Here is a 14627-nt window from a genome sequence, read left to right on the forward strand (position 1 = left end):
GGCCCTAGTCCAGCGCAATCTCTTGCCGCAGTTTTCCGGTTGTCTTGTCAAAGATCATAATACGGTTGTCCTCGGTCACGACCGCATACCAGTTGTTGCCGATGGTCAATGCTTGGGCTTTTGCTCCGTCCGGTAACTCGATCTGATCGGGCAGCTTGGGTGTGCGATCGGATAGGCGGATGACAATCAGGGCGAATGTAACTAGAACCCCGCCAATCATAACCGCGGTCAACAGCATGACCATACGCCGCAGCAGTCGAAGCTGCGGTGTTTCCTGCGGTTCCTGAGGTTCGGAAGGGACAGTCATGGGCACCCGCCTGATAGAGTTTCACATCGCGGCCGCTCCGCCGCCCCGCCTTGATAAGGCGCTTGCGCGGGATGTGCCAGCGGAAGAGAACCTGTCGCGCACCCGACTGACACGATTGATCAGCGAGGGGGCAGTGACCGTCGATGGGGCGGTCATTAAAGACCCCAAGGCCAAAATTTCCGAAGATGCACAGATCGGGATTACAGTGGCTGAGGCCGAAGACAGCCATATCGGCCCAGAGGATATCCCTTTGGAAGTTGTCTATGAGGATGACGATCTGATCGTGATCAACAAGGCCGCTGGTATGGTGGTGCATCCGGCACCGGGCTCTCCGAACGGCACGCTGGTCAATGCGCTGCTTCATCATTGCGGCGAAGATCTATCAGGAGTCGGCGGTGTCAAACGCCCAGGAATCGTACATCGGATCGACAAGGAAACCAGTGGCCTGTTGGTCGTGGCCAAATCGGATGTGGCGCATCATGGGCTGGCGGCCCAGTTCGAGGCGCATAGCGTCGAGCGCTACTACCGCGCCATTTGTTATGGCGTGCCCGACGCCAACGATCCCCGATTGCGTGGGATAAAGGGCGTTAGCTTTGAGCCCGGCAACATTATGCGTCTGACGACTCAGCTGGCGCGACACAAAACGGATCGGCAAAAGCAGGCCGTGCTGTTTCACGGTGGTCGGCATGCAGTGACACGAGCGCGGATTGTCGAGGTATTCGGGTCGCCCGGTGGCCTATCATTAGTCGAATGCTGGCTCGAGACGGGCAGGACACATCAAATCCGTGTCCATATGGCACACGCTGGCCATGGCCTTGTCGGAGACCCGGTTTATGGTGGCAAACGCAAATTGGCAGCGCGTGCGTTCGCGCCCGAGGCGATTGAAGCTGTGCGAGCATTCCCACGTCAAGCGCTGCACGCAGCGGTGCTTGGGTTCGAACACCCAGTTTCCAGCGAAATGCTGCGATTTGAGGCGCCGTTGCCGCAGGATATGTCAATGCTGTTGGAAAACCTGAGAAAGCCGCTGAAATAATTTGCAAAGGCTTGTGAAAATCGCAATTTCAGCTTTCCTTTACATAGGGTTAATTCCAGACTTGTATCAGATCCTCTTGAATGTTCCGGTTCTGGTACCCATATCCCATGTTAAGGGCTTAAACATTTGTCCAAGGGGCAGAAATAAATGGCAAATTATTCAAATCTTCCAGCACCGACACCTGAAGGTGGACTGAACCGCTATATGCAGGAGATTCGTAAGTTTCCTCTGCTGGAGCCAGAGGAAGAGTACATGCTGGCCAAGCGGTGGGTCGAGGAACAGGATACCGAGGCCGCACATAAGATGGTCACGTCACACCTGCGTTTGGCGGCCAAGATCGCGATGGGATATCGCGGCTATGGTTTGCCGCAGGCCGAGGTGATTTCCGAGGCCAATGTGGGCCTGATGCAGGCGGTTAAGAAATTCGACCCTGAAAAGGGATTCCGCTTGGCGACCTATGCCATGTGGTGGATCCGCGCTTCGATCCAGGAATATGTTCTGCGATCCTGGTCGATGGTGAAGCTGGGCACAACTTCGGCACAGAAGAAATTGTTCTTCAATCTGCGCAAGGCGAAGGCGCGTATTGGCGCATTGGAAGAGGGTGATCTGCGCCCTGAAAACGTGGCCAAGATCGCTGAAGACCTCGGTGTGACAGAAGATGAAGTGATCAGCATGAACCGCCGGATGTCCGGTGGTGATGCCTCGCTGAACGCGACCGTCGGGTCTGAAGGCGAAGGCACAATGCAATGGCAGGATTGGCTAGAGGATGAAGATGCTGATCAGGCTAGCGACTATGAGGCGCGCGATGAACTGGAAGCCCGGCGCGAGCTGCTTGCCGCTGCGTTGGACGTCTTGAATGATCGTGAAAAAGATATTCTGACCCAGCGCCGTCTGATGGATCAGGCTGTCACGCTTGAGGAATTGAGCACGCAATACAATGTAAGCCGTGAACGCATTCGTCAGATCGAAGTGCGCGCGTTTGAGAAGTTGCAGAAGAAGATGCGAGAGCTTGCGCGCGAGAAGGGCATGTTGAGTTCAAGCTGAGCCGCTCGCATTCGAAGCGCCAACCGGTCTGATCCACGTCAGGCCGGTTTTTTCTTGCCCAAGGGGTATGACAGTCCTGTCCTTCGCTGCTAATGATTGGTGGCGCTAACATCGCGGGGAGGTGGTGATCATGCAAAAGCCGGTTCAATGGGGCATATTAGGGGCATCGAAATTTGCGCTTCAGCACATGGGGCCAGCTATCCACGCCGCCGATGGTGCTCGCCTTGCTGGGTTGGCCACGTCCGATCCGACCAAAGCGGCGCCATTTCAACAGTTTTGCCCCGATATCAGCGTTTTCCATAGCTATGACGCGCTGCTGGCTGATCCGGGGATCGAAGCTGTCTACATCCCATTACCAAATCATCTGCATGTCGAATGGAGCCTGAGGGCGCTGGATGCGGGCAAGCATGTTTTATGCGAAAAGCCGATGACCATGCGGGCTGATGAGTTTGAAACTCTGATTGCCAAGCGGGATCAAACCGGATTGCTGGCCGCCGAAGCTTACATGATCGTGCATCATCCGCAGTGGCAATTAACCCGCAATATGATCGCCGACGGAGCAATCGGGAAGCTGGTCCATGTCACCGGCGCGTTCAGCTATGACAACCGGGCGGATGCTGCCAACATTCGCAACCGCGCAGAAACCGGCGGGGGTGGGCTGCGCGATATCGGGGTGTATGTGATCGGCAGCGCTCGCTATGCGACGGGTCAAGAGCCGACCTCGGTCAGCGCTGCGATCCGCTGGGAGAATGACGTGGACGTCTTCACCGAAATTCGCGCGCAGTTTTCCGACTTTACCTACTCCGCCTACGTCTCGACCCGAATGCATCCGCATCAGGAGATGGTGTTTCACGGCGAAGGTGGTTTGATCCGTCTGACCGCGCCTTTCAATGCGCGTGTTTTTGGCGAAGCAAGGGTCGAGTTGCACCGCCCTGGGCTTGAGGTACAGGTGACGCGCTTTCCAGGGGACGATCACTATAAGTTGCAGGTCGAGGCATTCTGCCGCTCAGTCCGCGATCGGGCTGACTACCCCTGTCCGTTGGAATTCGTGCGGGGCACGCAAGAGGTTATCGATCAGGTCTTTGATACAGCTGTATCGCTCTAGCTTGCCACGCCCTTGGTGTCTCGCGTATCCTGTCCCGACCGGATCAGGAGGGTCAAATGGCGGGCGGCTGGGCGCGCGATGGTGCGGTGAGTGAACAGATCGAAGCGTCGATTTCGGATGAGCTGGCGCGGATGCAGGCGCAAAAGCGACCTGTGGGCGAAAGCCTGACCCATTGCGCCGAATGCGAGGAACCGATCCCCGAAAAACGCCGCCTTGCTTTGCCAGGCGTAAAGCTGTGCCTGGACTGCCAGCAAGAGCGTGACAGCAGCTTCAAGACCCGCGGCGGGATCAATCGGCGAGGTTCGAAAGACAGTCAGCTGAAATAACGCGAGGAGCACCCGGTGAAGGATCAGTCGCAGAGATCATTGCTGCAAAACGGGTTGGTTCTTGGGTTCCTCGCCGCGTTTCTATGGGGCACGCACAGCGTTATCGTGCGGTATCTGACCAGTGATCTCGGCGGGTTACAGATTGCCGTATCGCGCTTGTTCATAGCCGCATTTGCGATCTTCTGCATGTTGCGGTTTATGGGCGCACGGGTCTCGGTCCAGTACAGGGATTGGAACTTCCGGCTGGCAGTGTTGTCGACGTTGGTGAACTATATTCTGTTCCACATAGGCTTGGAACATACAGGTGCTGCTAATGCGATGGTGCTTGAGAATACCGCGCCGTTCTTCGTGTTGATTTTCCTGTATTTCTTCGCGGATACCGCCGTTGGCCGCGCTGATGTATTGGCGACGCTGCTGGCGATCCTTGGTGTGTTTCTGACCGTCTACCGGGATTTTCAGGGCGGGGGAGAGCCCCTGTTGGGCGATCTGATGGAAATCGGGGCGGGGCTCAGCTGGGCGGTGTTCCTGATTTCCAGCAGCCGCGCGATGCAGACCTCGGAAACTACCGTCGAAAGGTTGAACTTCCTGTTTGGCATCTTTTTGTGTTCGGGCGTCTTGTTGATGCCACTGGCGGCTTTCTCGTTCCAGATGCCAACCGCAAACGATGTGATCTTCTTGATCCTTCTGGGCGTTTTGCCCACCGCGCTTGCCTATTATCTTTGGTACGAAGCCGCCGCGCGCGTGTCGACATTGACGGCGACGCTGCTATTCGCCGCGTCGGTTGTGTTTACCTTTGTCAATTCGGCGCTGTTTCTGGGCGCAACGATCACACCGCTAGCGATTGTCGGCGCGTTTTTGATCGTGACGGCCATTTTCGTGACGACGATGAAACCAACCAAAGAGAAATGAGGCAGCCCTTGCAAGCTGCCCCTTAGATTTAGCTTTCCATCGCTTCCAGTTCGTCAATAAAGCATGAGATCATCGACAGGCCTTTGTCCCAGAACTCGGGATCGCTGGCGTCCAGTCCGAACGGGGCAAGAAGCTCTTTATGGTGCTTCGAGCCACCGGCACGCAGCATTTCGAAATATTTGTCTTCGAACCCGTCCGCACCGCTTTCGTAGACCGAATAGAGCGCGTTCACGAGGCCGTCGCCGAAGGCATAGGCGTAGACATAGAATGGCGAGTGGACGAAGTGCGGGATATAGGCCCAGAAGGTCTCGTACCCGTCCATGAATTCGAATGCGGGGCCAAGGCTTTCGGCCTGAACGCTCATCCAAAGAGCGTTGATGTCGTCCGGGGTCAGTTCACCTTCGCGGCGGGCGGCGTGCAGCTTGCATTCGAAGTCGTAGAAGGCGATCTGACGGACTACCGTGTTGATCATGTCTTCGACTTTACCGGCCAGCAGCACTTTGCGCTGTTCTGGGGTCTCGGCTTGATCCAGCATCTTGCGGAAAGTGAGCATTTCACCAAAGACCGAGGCGGTTTCGGCCAAGGTCAGTGGAGTCGAAGACAGCATCTCACCCTGATCGGCGGCCAATACCTGATGTACGCCGTGGCCCAATTCATGCGCCAAGGTCATCACATCGCGCGGTTTGCCCAGATAGTTGAGCATCACGTAGGGATGAACCTCGGTCACGGTGGGATGCGCAAAGGCGCCGGGCGCTTTGCCGGGCTTCACCGCCGCGTCGATCCAACCCTTCGAGAAGAAGGGGGCTGCGATCTCACCCATCCGAGGATCAAAGGCGTTATAGGCATCCATCACCGTCTTCTCGGCCTCGGCCCAGTCAATGATCCGGGTGTCTTCCATCGGCAGCGGTGCGTTGCGATCCCAGACTTGCATCACGTCCAGACCCAGCCACTTGCGCTTCAGTTCATAATAGCGATGGCTCAACTTGGGGTAGGCGGCCACAACGGCCTCGCGCAGGGCTTCGACCACTTCGGGCTCTACATCGTTCGACAGGTGGCGACCTGTCTGCGCCGTTGGCATATTGCGCCAACGATCAACGATCTCTTTTTCCTTTGCTTGCGTGTTATGAACGCGGGCGAAGGTTTTGATATTGCTTTGGAAAACGGTGGCCAACTCACGCGCGGCAGCCTCACGTTTGGCACGATCCTGTTCGGTGAGCAGGTTCAGCGTGCCTTCGATATTCAGTTCTTCTCCATCGACGGTGAAGGTCAGGCCCGCGATGGTTTCGTCGAACAGACGTTCCCACGCGTCGCCAACAACTCCGAGGTCGTGCAGGAATTTTTCCAACTCGTCAGACAGTTGATAGGGCTTCATCGCACGGATGCGACGGAACACGGGCTCGTATCGTGCCAGATCGGCATTGGCGGCGAAATGCGCGGCCAGCACGTCGTCGTCGATGCGGTTCAGTTCCAACGTGAAAAATACCAGCGGAGTGGTGAATACGGTGATCTTCTCCTGCATGTCCGACAGGAACTTGGCGCGATCCGCATCGGTGGTCAGTTGGTAATAGCGCAATCCGGCAAAGGACATGATCCGCCCGGCGATGGCGTTGATCTTTTCGTTGCGCAGCACGCAAGTCAGCAGGCCAGCAGCGTCCAGATCGGCCAGCTTGCCCTCATAATCCGTGGCAAAGGACGCACATTCGCCTTCCAGCCAGTCCAGATCGCGGGCCAATTCAGAAGCATCTTCCGAGGCGTAGAGGTCCGTCAGGTCCCATTCCGGCAAATTGCCCAGATCATCGGCACCGCCGCCTGCATTTGCGTCACGGATGGGAAAGGGAAGGTCGCGCATGGATCACCTCGAATAAACTGCGTTGGCAAACATTTAGGCGCGGCGTGTCCGGATCACAAGCAACCTGTCGGCTTAGGCCTTAATGACAGGGCTCGGGTTTTGGTTTCGCCGCGGCAGCCGCGAAATGTGCCGCCAGCTGATCAAAGATCGGACCGCGCACCTCGGGTGCCTCCATCAGAACCTCGTGTTCGCCGTTGGGAATCTCGACCAGAGTACCGCTAGGCCAGTCGGCCATCCGGGCTCGGATCGCTTTGCGATCCACAATCTGTTCGTGACTGCCCAAGAAGGTCAGGGCAGGGATGTCGGGCGCAGTCTGCTCCATCAGCCAGGTGCATTCATTCAGCGCCTCGCGCAGCCAGATGGTGGACGGAGCACCCAAAGCCAGCTCGGGATGCGCGGCCAGCTGGTCCTGCATCATTCGGTACATCGCCGGATCGCGCGTCAGCACGTTTCCTTCGAAAGGTTGCGACACAACATAGCTTTCAAGCGAAGTTGTGGGCGGCTTTTTCTCTCCCAACCCCAGGCGCGGCCCCCAATAGGCGGTCAACTGGCTGAGAGGCTTCATGATCGGTGTAAAGAAAATACCCCACATCGGCCCTGTGAAGGCACAAGCAGCGAAGTCATCTCCTTCCAGAACCGCGCGCAACCCAATGGCACCACCCATCGAGTGACCGATCACAAACCAGGGTTTGGGCAATTCCAGTTGCGTGGCGAGTGCCAGGGTGGATCGAACGTCATGCTGATAATCAGTGAATTGTTCGACATGACCGATTCTCGGATCATCAAGCAAACGATCCGCCAGACCTTGCCCGCGCCAGTCAACGGAAAAGCAGGCAAAGCCCCGGCTCACGAATTCAAGGGCCGCGTCGCCGTATTTCTCAATATATTCCGTTCGACCGGGGAACAGCATCACCGTGCCGCGCGCATCACCTTCGGGCAGCCAATGTGCCACGCGGATGCGTATTCCGTCTTCGGTAGTCAGCCAATGGGCCACTCCACCAGCAGGGCCGCCGGCCACGTCTTCGAATAAGGGGGCCGGCGAAAACTCCATCAAGCCAGCACCGAAGCGAGTTTCATGGCGATTCCCATGTCTCCGTCAACGCTCAGCTTGCCGGACATGAATGCACCGGTTGGGTTCAGGTCGCCGCTGAGGATTTGTTCAAAGGTATCCGCATCGGCGCTGAGGGTCACATCAGCCTCGTCGTCGCTGACGCGCGCACCGCTTGCATCAAGGATGATAGATCCCAGATCGGCGATGGCAAACTTGGCCGACGCGTCGAAATCGCCGCCCGACAGTTTCTCATTCAATGCCGCCGCGGCTTTTGCCAGAATATCGCTCATGGTCTTCCTCATATTGTTCATGCGCCGTGAATGGACATCCCCGGTCGCAACGCTACACTGACCATTGTTATGGGTATTGCAATCACCAATCTCAAACGTACCGTCGCGGCACTTGCCGTCATAGTCACGTTTTCCACCACTTGTACTGCGCAAGAGGCGGATTCGCGCGACGAGGCGGAGCTGTTGCAGCAACTGGCGCAATCGACGCCCGAGCAGGCCATTGGTTTGGATCGGCAATTGCAGGCGCTGTGGTCACAATCCGGTTCGGCCTCGGCTGATTTGCTGCTTGAGCGCGGGCGAGAGGCGTTGGATGATGGCGATGTCGAGGCTGCTCTGGACCATCTGACAGCGCTCACTGATCATGCACCTGAATTCGCCGAAGGCTGGCACGTGCGTGCATCGGCTTTTTTCGGCATAGAGCGGTTTGGTATGGCAGCTGCGGATCTTGAACACGCTTTGACCCTTAACCCAAACAATTATGAGGCTATCTATGGCCTTGGGCTGATCTTCGAGATTGTAGGTAAGCCCGAGCAGGCGTTCGAGGCCTATTCGCGCGCATTGGCTATACATCCCCATCATGAAGAAGTAACCAATGCCGTGAATCGGCTGAAGCCTCAGGTTGAAGGCAAGGCGCTGTAAGTCTCAGGGCGCAGGGGGCGAAGGTGAGCGGGTCATCCCGAATCGTGGCCGTACTTGGCCCAACGAACACAGGTAAAACCCATTACGCGATTGAACGTATGCTGGGGTACCGGACAGGTGTGATCGGCTTGCCCCTGCGTCTGTTGGCACGCGAGGTTTATGACAAGATCGTCGCCATTCGCGGACCCTCCGTCGTTGCGCTGGTCACGGGCGAGGAACGTATCGTGCCGCCGCGGGCGCAATATTGGGTCTGCACGGTCGAGGCGATGCCCGAAGGAATGGGCGCCGATTTCGTTGCTATCGACGAAATCCAGCTCTGTGCCGACCCTGAACGCGGCCATGTTTTTACCGACCGTCTACTGCGCTCGCGTGGAACGAATGAGACGTTGTTCCTCGGCTCTGACACTATGCGGGGTGCGATTGCCGCGCTTGTTCCCGAGGCGCAGTTTGTCCGGCGCGAGCGGATGTCTCAACTGGTCTATTCTGGAAGCAAAAAGATCAGCCGAATGCCCTCGCGCAGCGCGATTGTCGGGTTCTCGGTCGACAATGTCTACGCCATCGCGGAATTGCTGCGTCGTCAGAAGGGCGGGGCGGCGGTGGTCATGGGGGCGCTCAGCCCTCGCACGCGGAATGCGCAGGTTGACCTCTACCAGAACGGCGAGGTTGATTATCTGGTGGCCACCGATGCCATCGGCATGGGTTTGAACCTGGATGTAAACCATGTGGCGTTCTCATCCCTTACCAAATTCGACGGTCGCCGAATGCGGCCTTTGGCGCCCAATGAACTGGCCCAGATCGCAGGACGGGCCGGGCGAGGTATGTCGGATGGCACTTTTGGTATAACTGGTGAAGCCCCTCCGCTGGAGGAGGGCGTGGCCCAAGCCATTATGGACAGCCGGTTCACGCCGATGAAGAAGCTGAACTGGCGGAATGCCGCTTTGCGGTTTGGCTCGATCGAGGCATTGATCGACTCGCTTGAGGTCAGCCCCGACAATGAGCACCTGATCAAGGCGCGGCCCGCCGACGACCTGAACGTTCTGAAATCTTTGTCCCAGGTCACCGAAGTTGTCGCCCGTGCCAGCGATGGACCATCGGTACGCTTGCTGTGGGATGTATGCCGAATTCCTGATTTTCGCGGTATCAGCCATGCGGAACATGCCAGCCTGCTCGAGGTGATCTATGGCCACCTGCATGAGCGCGGATCCATCCCTGACGATTTCATGGCGCGGCAAATCCGCCGCATAGACCGTACGGACGGAGATATTGATGCGCTGTCCAAAAGGTTGGCATATATTCGCACTTGGACATATGTTGCGCAACGAAACAGTTGGGTGCGTGACGAATCCCATTGGCGTGATGAGACGCGCACTGTAGAAGACAGGCTGTCGGACGCTCTGCATGACCGTCTGACCCAACGATTTGTGGACCGGCGTACATCTGTTTTGCTGCGCCGGCTCAAACAGAAGGAGGCCCTTTTGGCCGAAGTAAATGACAAGGGTGAAGTGACCGTCGAAGGCGAATTCGTCGGTCGTCTGGAAGGGTTCCGGTTTTCGCCGGACAAAAGCGCGCAAGGAACCGAGGCGAAAGCTTTGAAATCGGCCTCTTTGCAAGCACTCGCGCCGCAATTCCATCTGCGTGCCGATCGCTTCTACAACGCGCCCGATACCGAAATAGATTTCACCGATCAGGGCGGACTGATGTGGGGCGAATATGCTGTCGGCAAGCTGGTTGCCGGAGCCGAGCCTCTCAAGCCAGTGGTCGAGGTTTTTGTCGATGAGGCCGCAGGCCCGGACGTCGAACAGAAAGTGCAGCGCCGGCTGCAGCATTTCATCGACCGCAAAGTGGCGGCGCTGTTTGAGCCGCTGCTGAATCTGTCGCGCGACGAAGAACTGACGGGTCTTGCCAAAGGCTTTGCATTCCGCATGGTTGAGGCGCTTGGCGTGCTGCCCCGTGCGCAGGTCGCGCAAGAGGTCAAGGATCTGGATCAGGACGCGCGCGGCGCGCTGCGCAAGCACGGCATCCGATTTGGTCAGTTCACCATCTTCATGCCACTGCTGCTGAAACCTGCACCAACGCGCCTGCGTCTGGTTCTGTGGGCATTGTCCAGCGGCTTGCAGGAATTCCCCGAAGCACCGCCTCCGGGTCTGGTCACCGTGCCGGTCGCGAAGGATGCACCGCAGGGTTATGACACCATGTGCGGTTATCGCGATGCGGGCGAACGCTCGATCCGGATCGACATGCTCGAACGTCTGGCCGACATGTTGCGGTCCGAGGACAGCCGGGGTGGTTTCGAAGCCAAGCCTGATATGCTGTCGATCACTGGTATGACGTTGGATCAGTTTGCCGACCTGATGCAGGGGCTGGGCTACAAGGCTGAACGTGGCGAGCGTGAAAAGGTCAAACCGGCCCCCGCAGACCAGCCCAAAGTCGATATGGCGGAACAGCCCGCGGGCGAAGAATCTCCGGCGCCCAAGGCCGAAGCGGACGATGTAAACGCAACCGCCGAGGCGCCAGCCGAGGCCACCGAAAGCACCGAGGCAGCAGCCGAGGTTCCTTCAGCTGATCAAGCCGCAGAACCGACATCGGATGAGCCCGAGGTTGAGGTGTTCTACACCTTCACATGGGGCCGCCAACGTCAGCAAAACCGGGGCCCGCGCCGCGAGCAGGGGCAAGGCAAGGGCAAACCGCGCGGTAAACCTCAGGGCAAGAAGGGGGGCAAACCTCAGGGTGCCAAGTCCTTCTCGTCTCGGCCGCCCAAGAAGGAAAAGGCCATCGATCCTGACAACCCGTTCGCAGCAGCGCTGATGGGTCTGAAGGACGGTAACTGATCCGCGATGGCCGAGGCCAAACTGCGGATCGACAAATGGTTGTGGCAGGCGCGGTTCTTCAAGACCCGCAGCCTGGCCGCCAAACAGGTCAGCGGCGGACATGTACGTCTGAACGGAAACCGGGTGCTGAAACCGGCGCAGGCCGTGGCACCCGGAGACGTCCTAACCTTTCCCCAGGGGCGGATCGTCCGCGTTGTGCGTATCGAAGCGCTCGGAGAGCGCCGCGGCCCGGCCCCCGAGGCGCAAAGTTTGTACTTCGATATGACCGAAAAGCAGGATGTACCGCCCAAGAATCCCGGATTTGAAGGAAAAGGTCGTCCAACCAAGAAGGAAAGGCGCGCGCTTGATCTTTCTCGTACCCCAAAGGGGTGATCTGACCTTGAAGAGGCGGTCAGACTGGATTAGCTAGTCGCCAAAGCGCAAACGGGAATTCCAAAATGACCTACGTTGTCACCGAAAACTGCATTGGCTGCAAATACACCGACTGTGTCGAGGTGTGTCCGGTGGATTGTTTCTACGAAGGTGAGAATACACTGGTCATTCACCCCGATGAATGCATCGACTGTGGTGTGTGTGAACCCGAATGCCCCGCCGACGCAATTCGCCCCGATACCGAGCCGGGTATGGAGCAGTGGGTCGAGTTCAACCGGAAATACTCGGAAATGTGGCCGGTGATTGTGACTAAGAAAGACCCCTTGCCCGAGGCCGAGGAACGCGACGGCGAAGAAGGCAAGATGGAGAAATATTTCTCGGAAGCAGCCGGCGAAGGTGGTTAACCGATTCGGCGGCCCCTAACCGTACGTTAGACAACAATCTGCGCTATAATACATTGAGGTAAAAAGGGAATCTCCCATTTGCCTTAGGTCGGTCTTTTGAGTGTCGCAATTTTGTGATATACTTGAGGTCGAATGATGACTGTGATTGGGATGTGCTCCGTAAGTATGCTCGCTTTGGAGTTCTGATTTTATGACAAATAAGCCGCCTGACGGGGCCGTTTAGGGCCTCGGCTGTGGTCTTTTTGTCGTCTCATATCCCGATCAGTAATGAAGGATGAATCTGAATGTCGAAATCGAAAAAGCTTGAGTTCCGCCCGAACGATTATGTCGTCTACCCAGCTCACGGTGTAGGTCAGATCGTATCGATCGAAGAGCAGGAGGTTGCAGGATTCTCGCTTGAGCTGTTCGTAATCTCCTTTGAAAAAGACAAGATGACGCTGCGCGTGCCAACCAACAAGGTCACCGAATCTGGTCTGCGCTCACTCAGCTCACCTGATGTGATCAGCCAGGCCATGAAAACGCTTAAAGGCAAGGCCAAGGTCAAGCGTGCCATGTGGTCGCGTCGGGCGCAGGAGTATGAGCAAAAGATCAACTCGGGTGATCTGATCTCGATCGCTGAGGTGGTCCGTGACCTGCACCGCACCGACGACCAACGCGAGCAGAGCTATTCCGAACGTCAGCTTTATGAGGCCGCGCTTGAGCGTCTGACCCGCGAAGTTGCTGCAGTGTCTGGTGCAGATGAAATCTCGGCCGCCAAGCAGGTGGATGAGGTGCTGACCTCGCGCGCTGCCTGATCAAAGGCACCACCCATTTCAAAGCCGCTCCGGTATTGGGGCGGCTTTTTTTATGAACCGTCGCTTGGTGCTGTAGTCGTTTCAGGGTATTTTTCTCTGAATATTAGGCTGATACGGGGTAAAGATGAAGCAGGCTGTGAAGTTTCTATACATCAGCCACGACCCGATTTCGGTCTGGTTTCGATATGGTCTGATCCTGTTCGACATCGCAACGATCGTGTTCTTTGTTGCGACCGCGCATATTCCGCACGGTCCAGGTATTACCGCAGCCAGTATTGGTGTCGGTGTGCTCATTCTCATGGATTTTTCTGCCCGACTTTGGATATCGAAAGATCGTTGGAAGCTACTGCGTCAGATCTACACGTTGGCGGACATTGTTGTTATCGTTTCGCTTTTCCTTGATCCGTTTCTGACGGGCAACCTGGCGTTTCTGCGCATTCTGCGCGCCTTGCGTTTGATTCATTCATACCATTTGCTCAGGGATTTGCGGCGTGACAGCAGGTTTTTCCGAACCCATGAAGACGCGGTGATCGCTGCAATCAATTTGCTGGTCTTTGTCTTTGCGACTTCGACCGCTGTATTGGTCTTTTTTGTGCCGGAAGACACCCAGACGCCCTATATCGACGCGCTGTATTTCACGATGGCCACACTGACGACAACTGGGTTTGGTGACATCACGTTGTCGACGCCGGGCGGTAAGTTGTTTTCGGTTTTCATCATGGTTGTTGGTGTGGCCCTGTTCGTGCGTCTGGCGCAGGCGATCTTCATGCCGCAGAAAGTGCGTTACAAATGCCCCAGCTGTGGTCTGTTTCGCCACGACCCGGACGCTGTGCATTGCAAGCACTGCGGCGCGACGCTGCGGATCGCGACGGGGGGTGCCAGTTAGATCAAAGCGATCAGCGTCAGCAGGAATGTGATCTCGGTTATCTGCTGCGTCGCCCCCAGAATGTCGCCGGTCTGACCTCCGATCTTGGCCTTTGCGATCTTAGCCACAATCAGGCTGGCGATCATCGCAAGAAGCATTGGGATCAACGCCAGAACCCCCAACAAGCCCAAAGCCAACACTGCGGCCACTACCAACCCGGCTAAAACCGCAGATACCGGCGGTGCGCCGACCGAATGGCTTAGCCCTGAGTGTCGGGCATTTTTGAGAAAGGTCATCAAGACGGGCATCAGAGACCGGGAAAACACACATGCAACCAGTACGCCTGTCAACATCTCGGCGCCAACAAGGGCTGCTATGGCTGTGATACGTAGAATCTGAAATAGCAGCAGTGCAAGCACACCGTAGGTGCCGATATGGCTGTCCTTCATGATCTCGAGTCGCCGCTCGGGCGTGAACCCTCCCCAAAGGCCATCGAACGTATCGGCCAACCCGTCTTCATGCATTGCACCTGTGGTTGCGATCAGCGCGGCAACGATCAGGCCTGCGACAGCAAAAACGGGCAACTGCGCCCAGATTGCGATCCACCCAATACCACACGCCAGGGCACCAACGATCAGCCCTGCAAGCGGAAATGCCCAGACGGCGCGCGACTGGCGAGTAAACGCCTCTTCCGGCATGCGTGGCAGGGGCAAGCGTGTCAGCAAGACCAGCGCAAGCGGAATATCCCACATGGAAAATGGGGCAGTGTCGTTTTTGGTCACTCCCAGGCCTTTCAGGGTCTTGTTGCTTT

Annotated in this window: 16 protein-coding genes; 11 read left to right on the forward strand and 5 right to left on the reverse strand. The window is 57.1% G+C overall.

What is annotated here, in order from left to right; genetic code table 11:
* Positions 1–4 precede the first annotated feature (4 nt).
* Positions 5–307 (reverse strand): DUF6476 family protein, encoded by a 303-nt coding sequence (locus ACRZ91_RS01555; protein ID WP_010439370.1) that lies wholly within the window; start codon positions 305–307, stop codon positions 5–7.
* On the opposite strand from ACRZ91_RS01555, the gene ACRZ91_RS01560 reads away from it, so the two are divergent.
* The 5 genes from ACRZ91_RS01560 (at position 306) to ACRZ91_RS01580 (ending at position 4724) form a co-directional block, all read left to right on the forward strand.
* Positions 306–1340: an RluA family pseudouridine synthase gene (locus ACRZ91_RS01560; RefSeq protein WP_170539106.1), complete on the forward strand. Its 1035-nt coding sequence runs from the start codon at positions 306–308 to the stop codon at positions 1338–1340. The two genes, ACRZ91_RS01555 and ACRZ91_RS01560, sit on opposite strands and share 2 nt — an antisense overlap.
* 147 nt (positions 1341–1487) lie before the next feature.
* On the forward strand, positions 1488–2384 hold the full coding sequence (gene rpoH / locus ACRZ91_RS01565; protein ID WP_480902065.1) for an RNA polymerase sigma factor RpoH: 897 nt from the start codon (positions 1488–1490) through the stop codon (positions 2382–2384).
* 130 nt (positions 2385–2514) lie between these two features.
* Positions 2515–3489 (forward strand): Gfo/Idh/MocA family protein, encoded by a 975-nt coding sequence (locus ACRZ91_RS01570; protein ID WP_480902068.1) that lies wholly within the window; start codon positions 2515–2517, stop codon positions 3487–3489.
* A gap of 56 nt (positions 3490–3545) precedes the next feature.
* Positions 3546–3815: a DksA/TraR family C4-type zinc finger protein gene (locus ACRZ91_RS01575; RefSeq protein ID WP_010439380.1), complete on the forward strand. Its 270-nt coding sequence runs from the start codon at positions 3546–3548 to the stop codon at positions 3813–3815.
* A 15-nt stretch (positions 3816–3830) separates the two neighbouring features.
* Positions 3831–4724 (forward strand): DMT family transporter, encoded by an 894-nt coding sequence (locus tag ACRZ91_RS01580; RefSeq protein ID WP_480902072.1) that lies wholly within the window; start codon positions 3831–3833, stop codon positions 4722–4724.
* Positions 4725–4752: 28 nt separating this feature from the next.
* Here ACRZ91_RS01580 and ACRZ91_RS01585 read toward each other — a convergent pair whose 3' ends face one another.
* The 3 genes from ACRZ91_RS01585 to ACRZ91_RS01595 all read right to left on the reverse strand — a co-directional run bounded on the left by ACRZ91_RS01585 (position 4753) and on the right by ACRZ91_RS01595 (position 7914).
* A complete protein-coding gene (locus ACRZ91_RS01585; RefSeq protein WP_480902075.1) occupies positions 4753–6573 on the reverse strand; it encodes a M3 family oligoendopeptidase in 1821 nt (606 codons plus the stop codon).
* A gap of 79 nt (positions 6574–6652) precedes the next feature.
* A complete protein-coding gene (locus ACRZ91_RS01590; RefSeq protein ID WP_480902077.1) occupies positions 6653–7624 on the reverse strand; it encodes an alpha/beta fold hydrolase in 972 nt (323 codons plus the stop codon).
* A complete protein-coding gene (locus tag ACRZ91_RS01595) occupies positions 7624–7914 on the reverse strand; it encodes an SCP2 sterol-binding domain-containing protein (protein ID WP_480902079.1) in 291 nt (96 codons plus the stop codon). Before ACRZ91_RS01595 ends, ACRZ91_RS01590 begins: the two co-directional genes overlap by 1 nt.
* A gap of 30 nt (positions 7915–7944) precedes the next feature.
* Here ACRZ91_RS01595 and ACRZ91_RS01600 point away from each other — a divergent pair, with 30 nt between their 5' ends.
* The 6 genes from ACRZ91_RS01600 (at position 7945) to ACRZ91_RS01625 (ending at position 13837) form a co-directional block, all read left to right on the forward strand.
* Positions 7945–8553, forward strand: a complete 609-nt coding sequence (locus tag ACRZ91_RS01600) for a tetratricopeptide repeat protein (protein WP_170770464.1) — start codon at positions 7945–7947, stop codon at positions 8551–8553.
* Between the two features lie 23 nt (positions 8554–8576).
* Positions 8577–11381, forward strand: coding sequence for a helicase-related protein (locus ACRZ91_RS01605; protein WP_480902082.1), 2805 nt, complete (start codon positions 8577–8579; stop codon positions 11379–11381).
* A gap of 6 nt (positions 11382–11387) precedes the next feature.
* Positions 11388–11753, forward strand: a complete 366-nt coding sequence (locus ACRZ91_RS01610; RefSeq protein WP_480902084.1) for an RNA-binding S4 domain-containing protein — start codon at positions 11388–11390, stop codon at positions 11751–11753.
* Between the two features lie 65 nt (positions 11754–11818).
* Positions 11819–12157: a ferredoxin FdxA gene (fdxA, locus tag ACRZ91_RS01615; protein ID WP_480902086.1), complete on the forward strand. Its 339-nt coding sequence runs from the start codon at positions 11819–11821 to the stop codon at positions 12155–12157.
* A 284-nt stretch (positions 12158–12441) separates the two neighbouring features.
* Complete coding sequence (locus ACRZ91_RS01620) at positions 12442–12951, forward strand: CarD family transcriptional regulator (RefSeq protein WP_010439402.1); 510 nt, start codon at positions 12442–12444, stop codon at positions 12949–12951.
* Positions 12952–13075: 124 nt separating this feature from the next.
* Positions 13076–13837 carry an ion channel gene (locus ACRZ91_RS01625; RefSeq protein WP_170469450.1) on the forward strand — a complete coding sequence of 254 codons (762 nt, stop codon included), beginning with the start codon at positions 13076–13078 and terminating at the stop codon, positions 13835–13837.
* Here the strand turns inward: ACRZ91_RS01625 and cobS are convergent.
* Positions 13834–14598, reverse strand: coding sequence for an adenosylcobinamide-GDP ribazoletransferase (gene cobS / locus ACRZ91_RS01630; RefSeq protein ID WP_480902089.1), 765 nt, complete (start codon positions 14596–14598; stop codon positions 13834–13836). The two genes, ACRZ91_RS01625 and cobS, sit on opposite strands and share 4 nt — an antisense overlap.
* Between the last annotated feature and the right edge of the window lie 29 nt (positions 14599–14627).

The organism is Ruegeria sp. O11, from assembly GCF_056535285.1.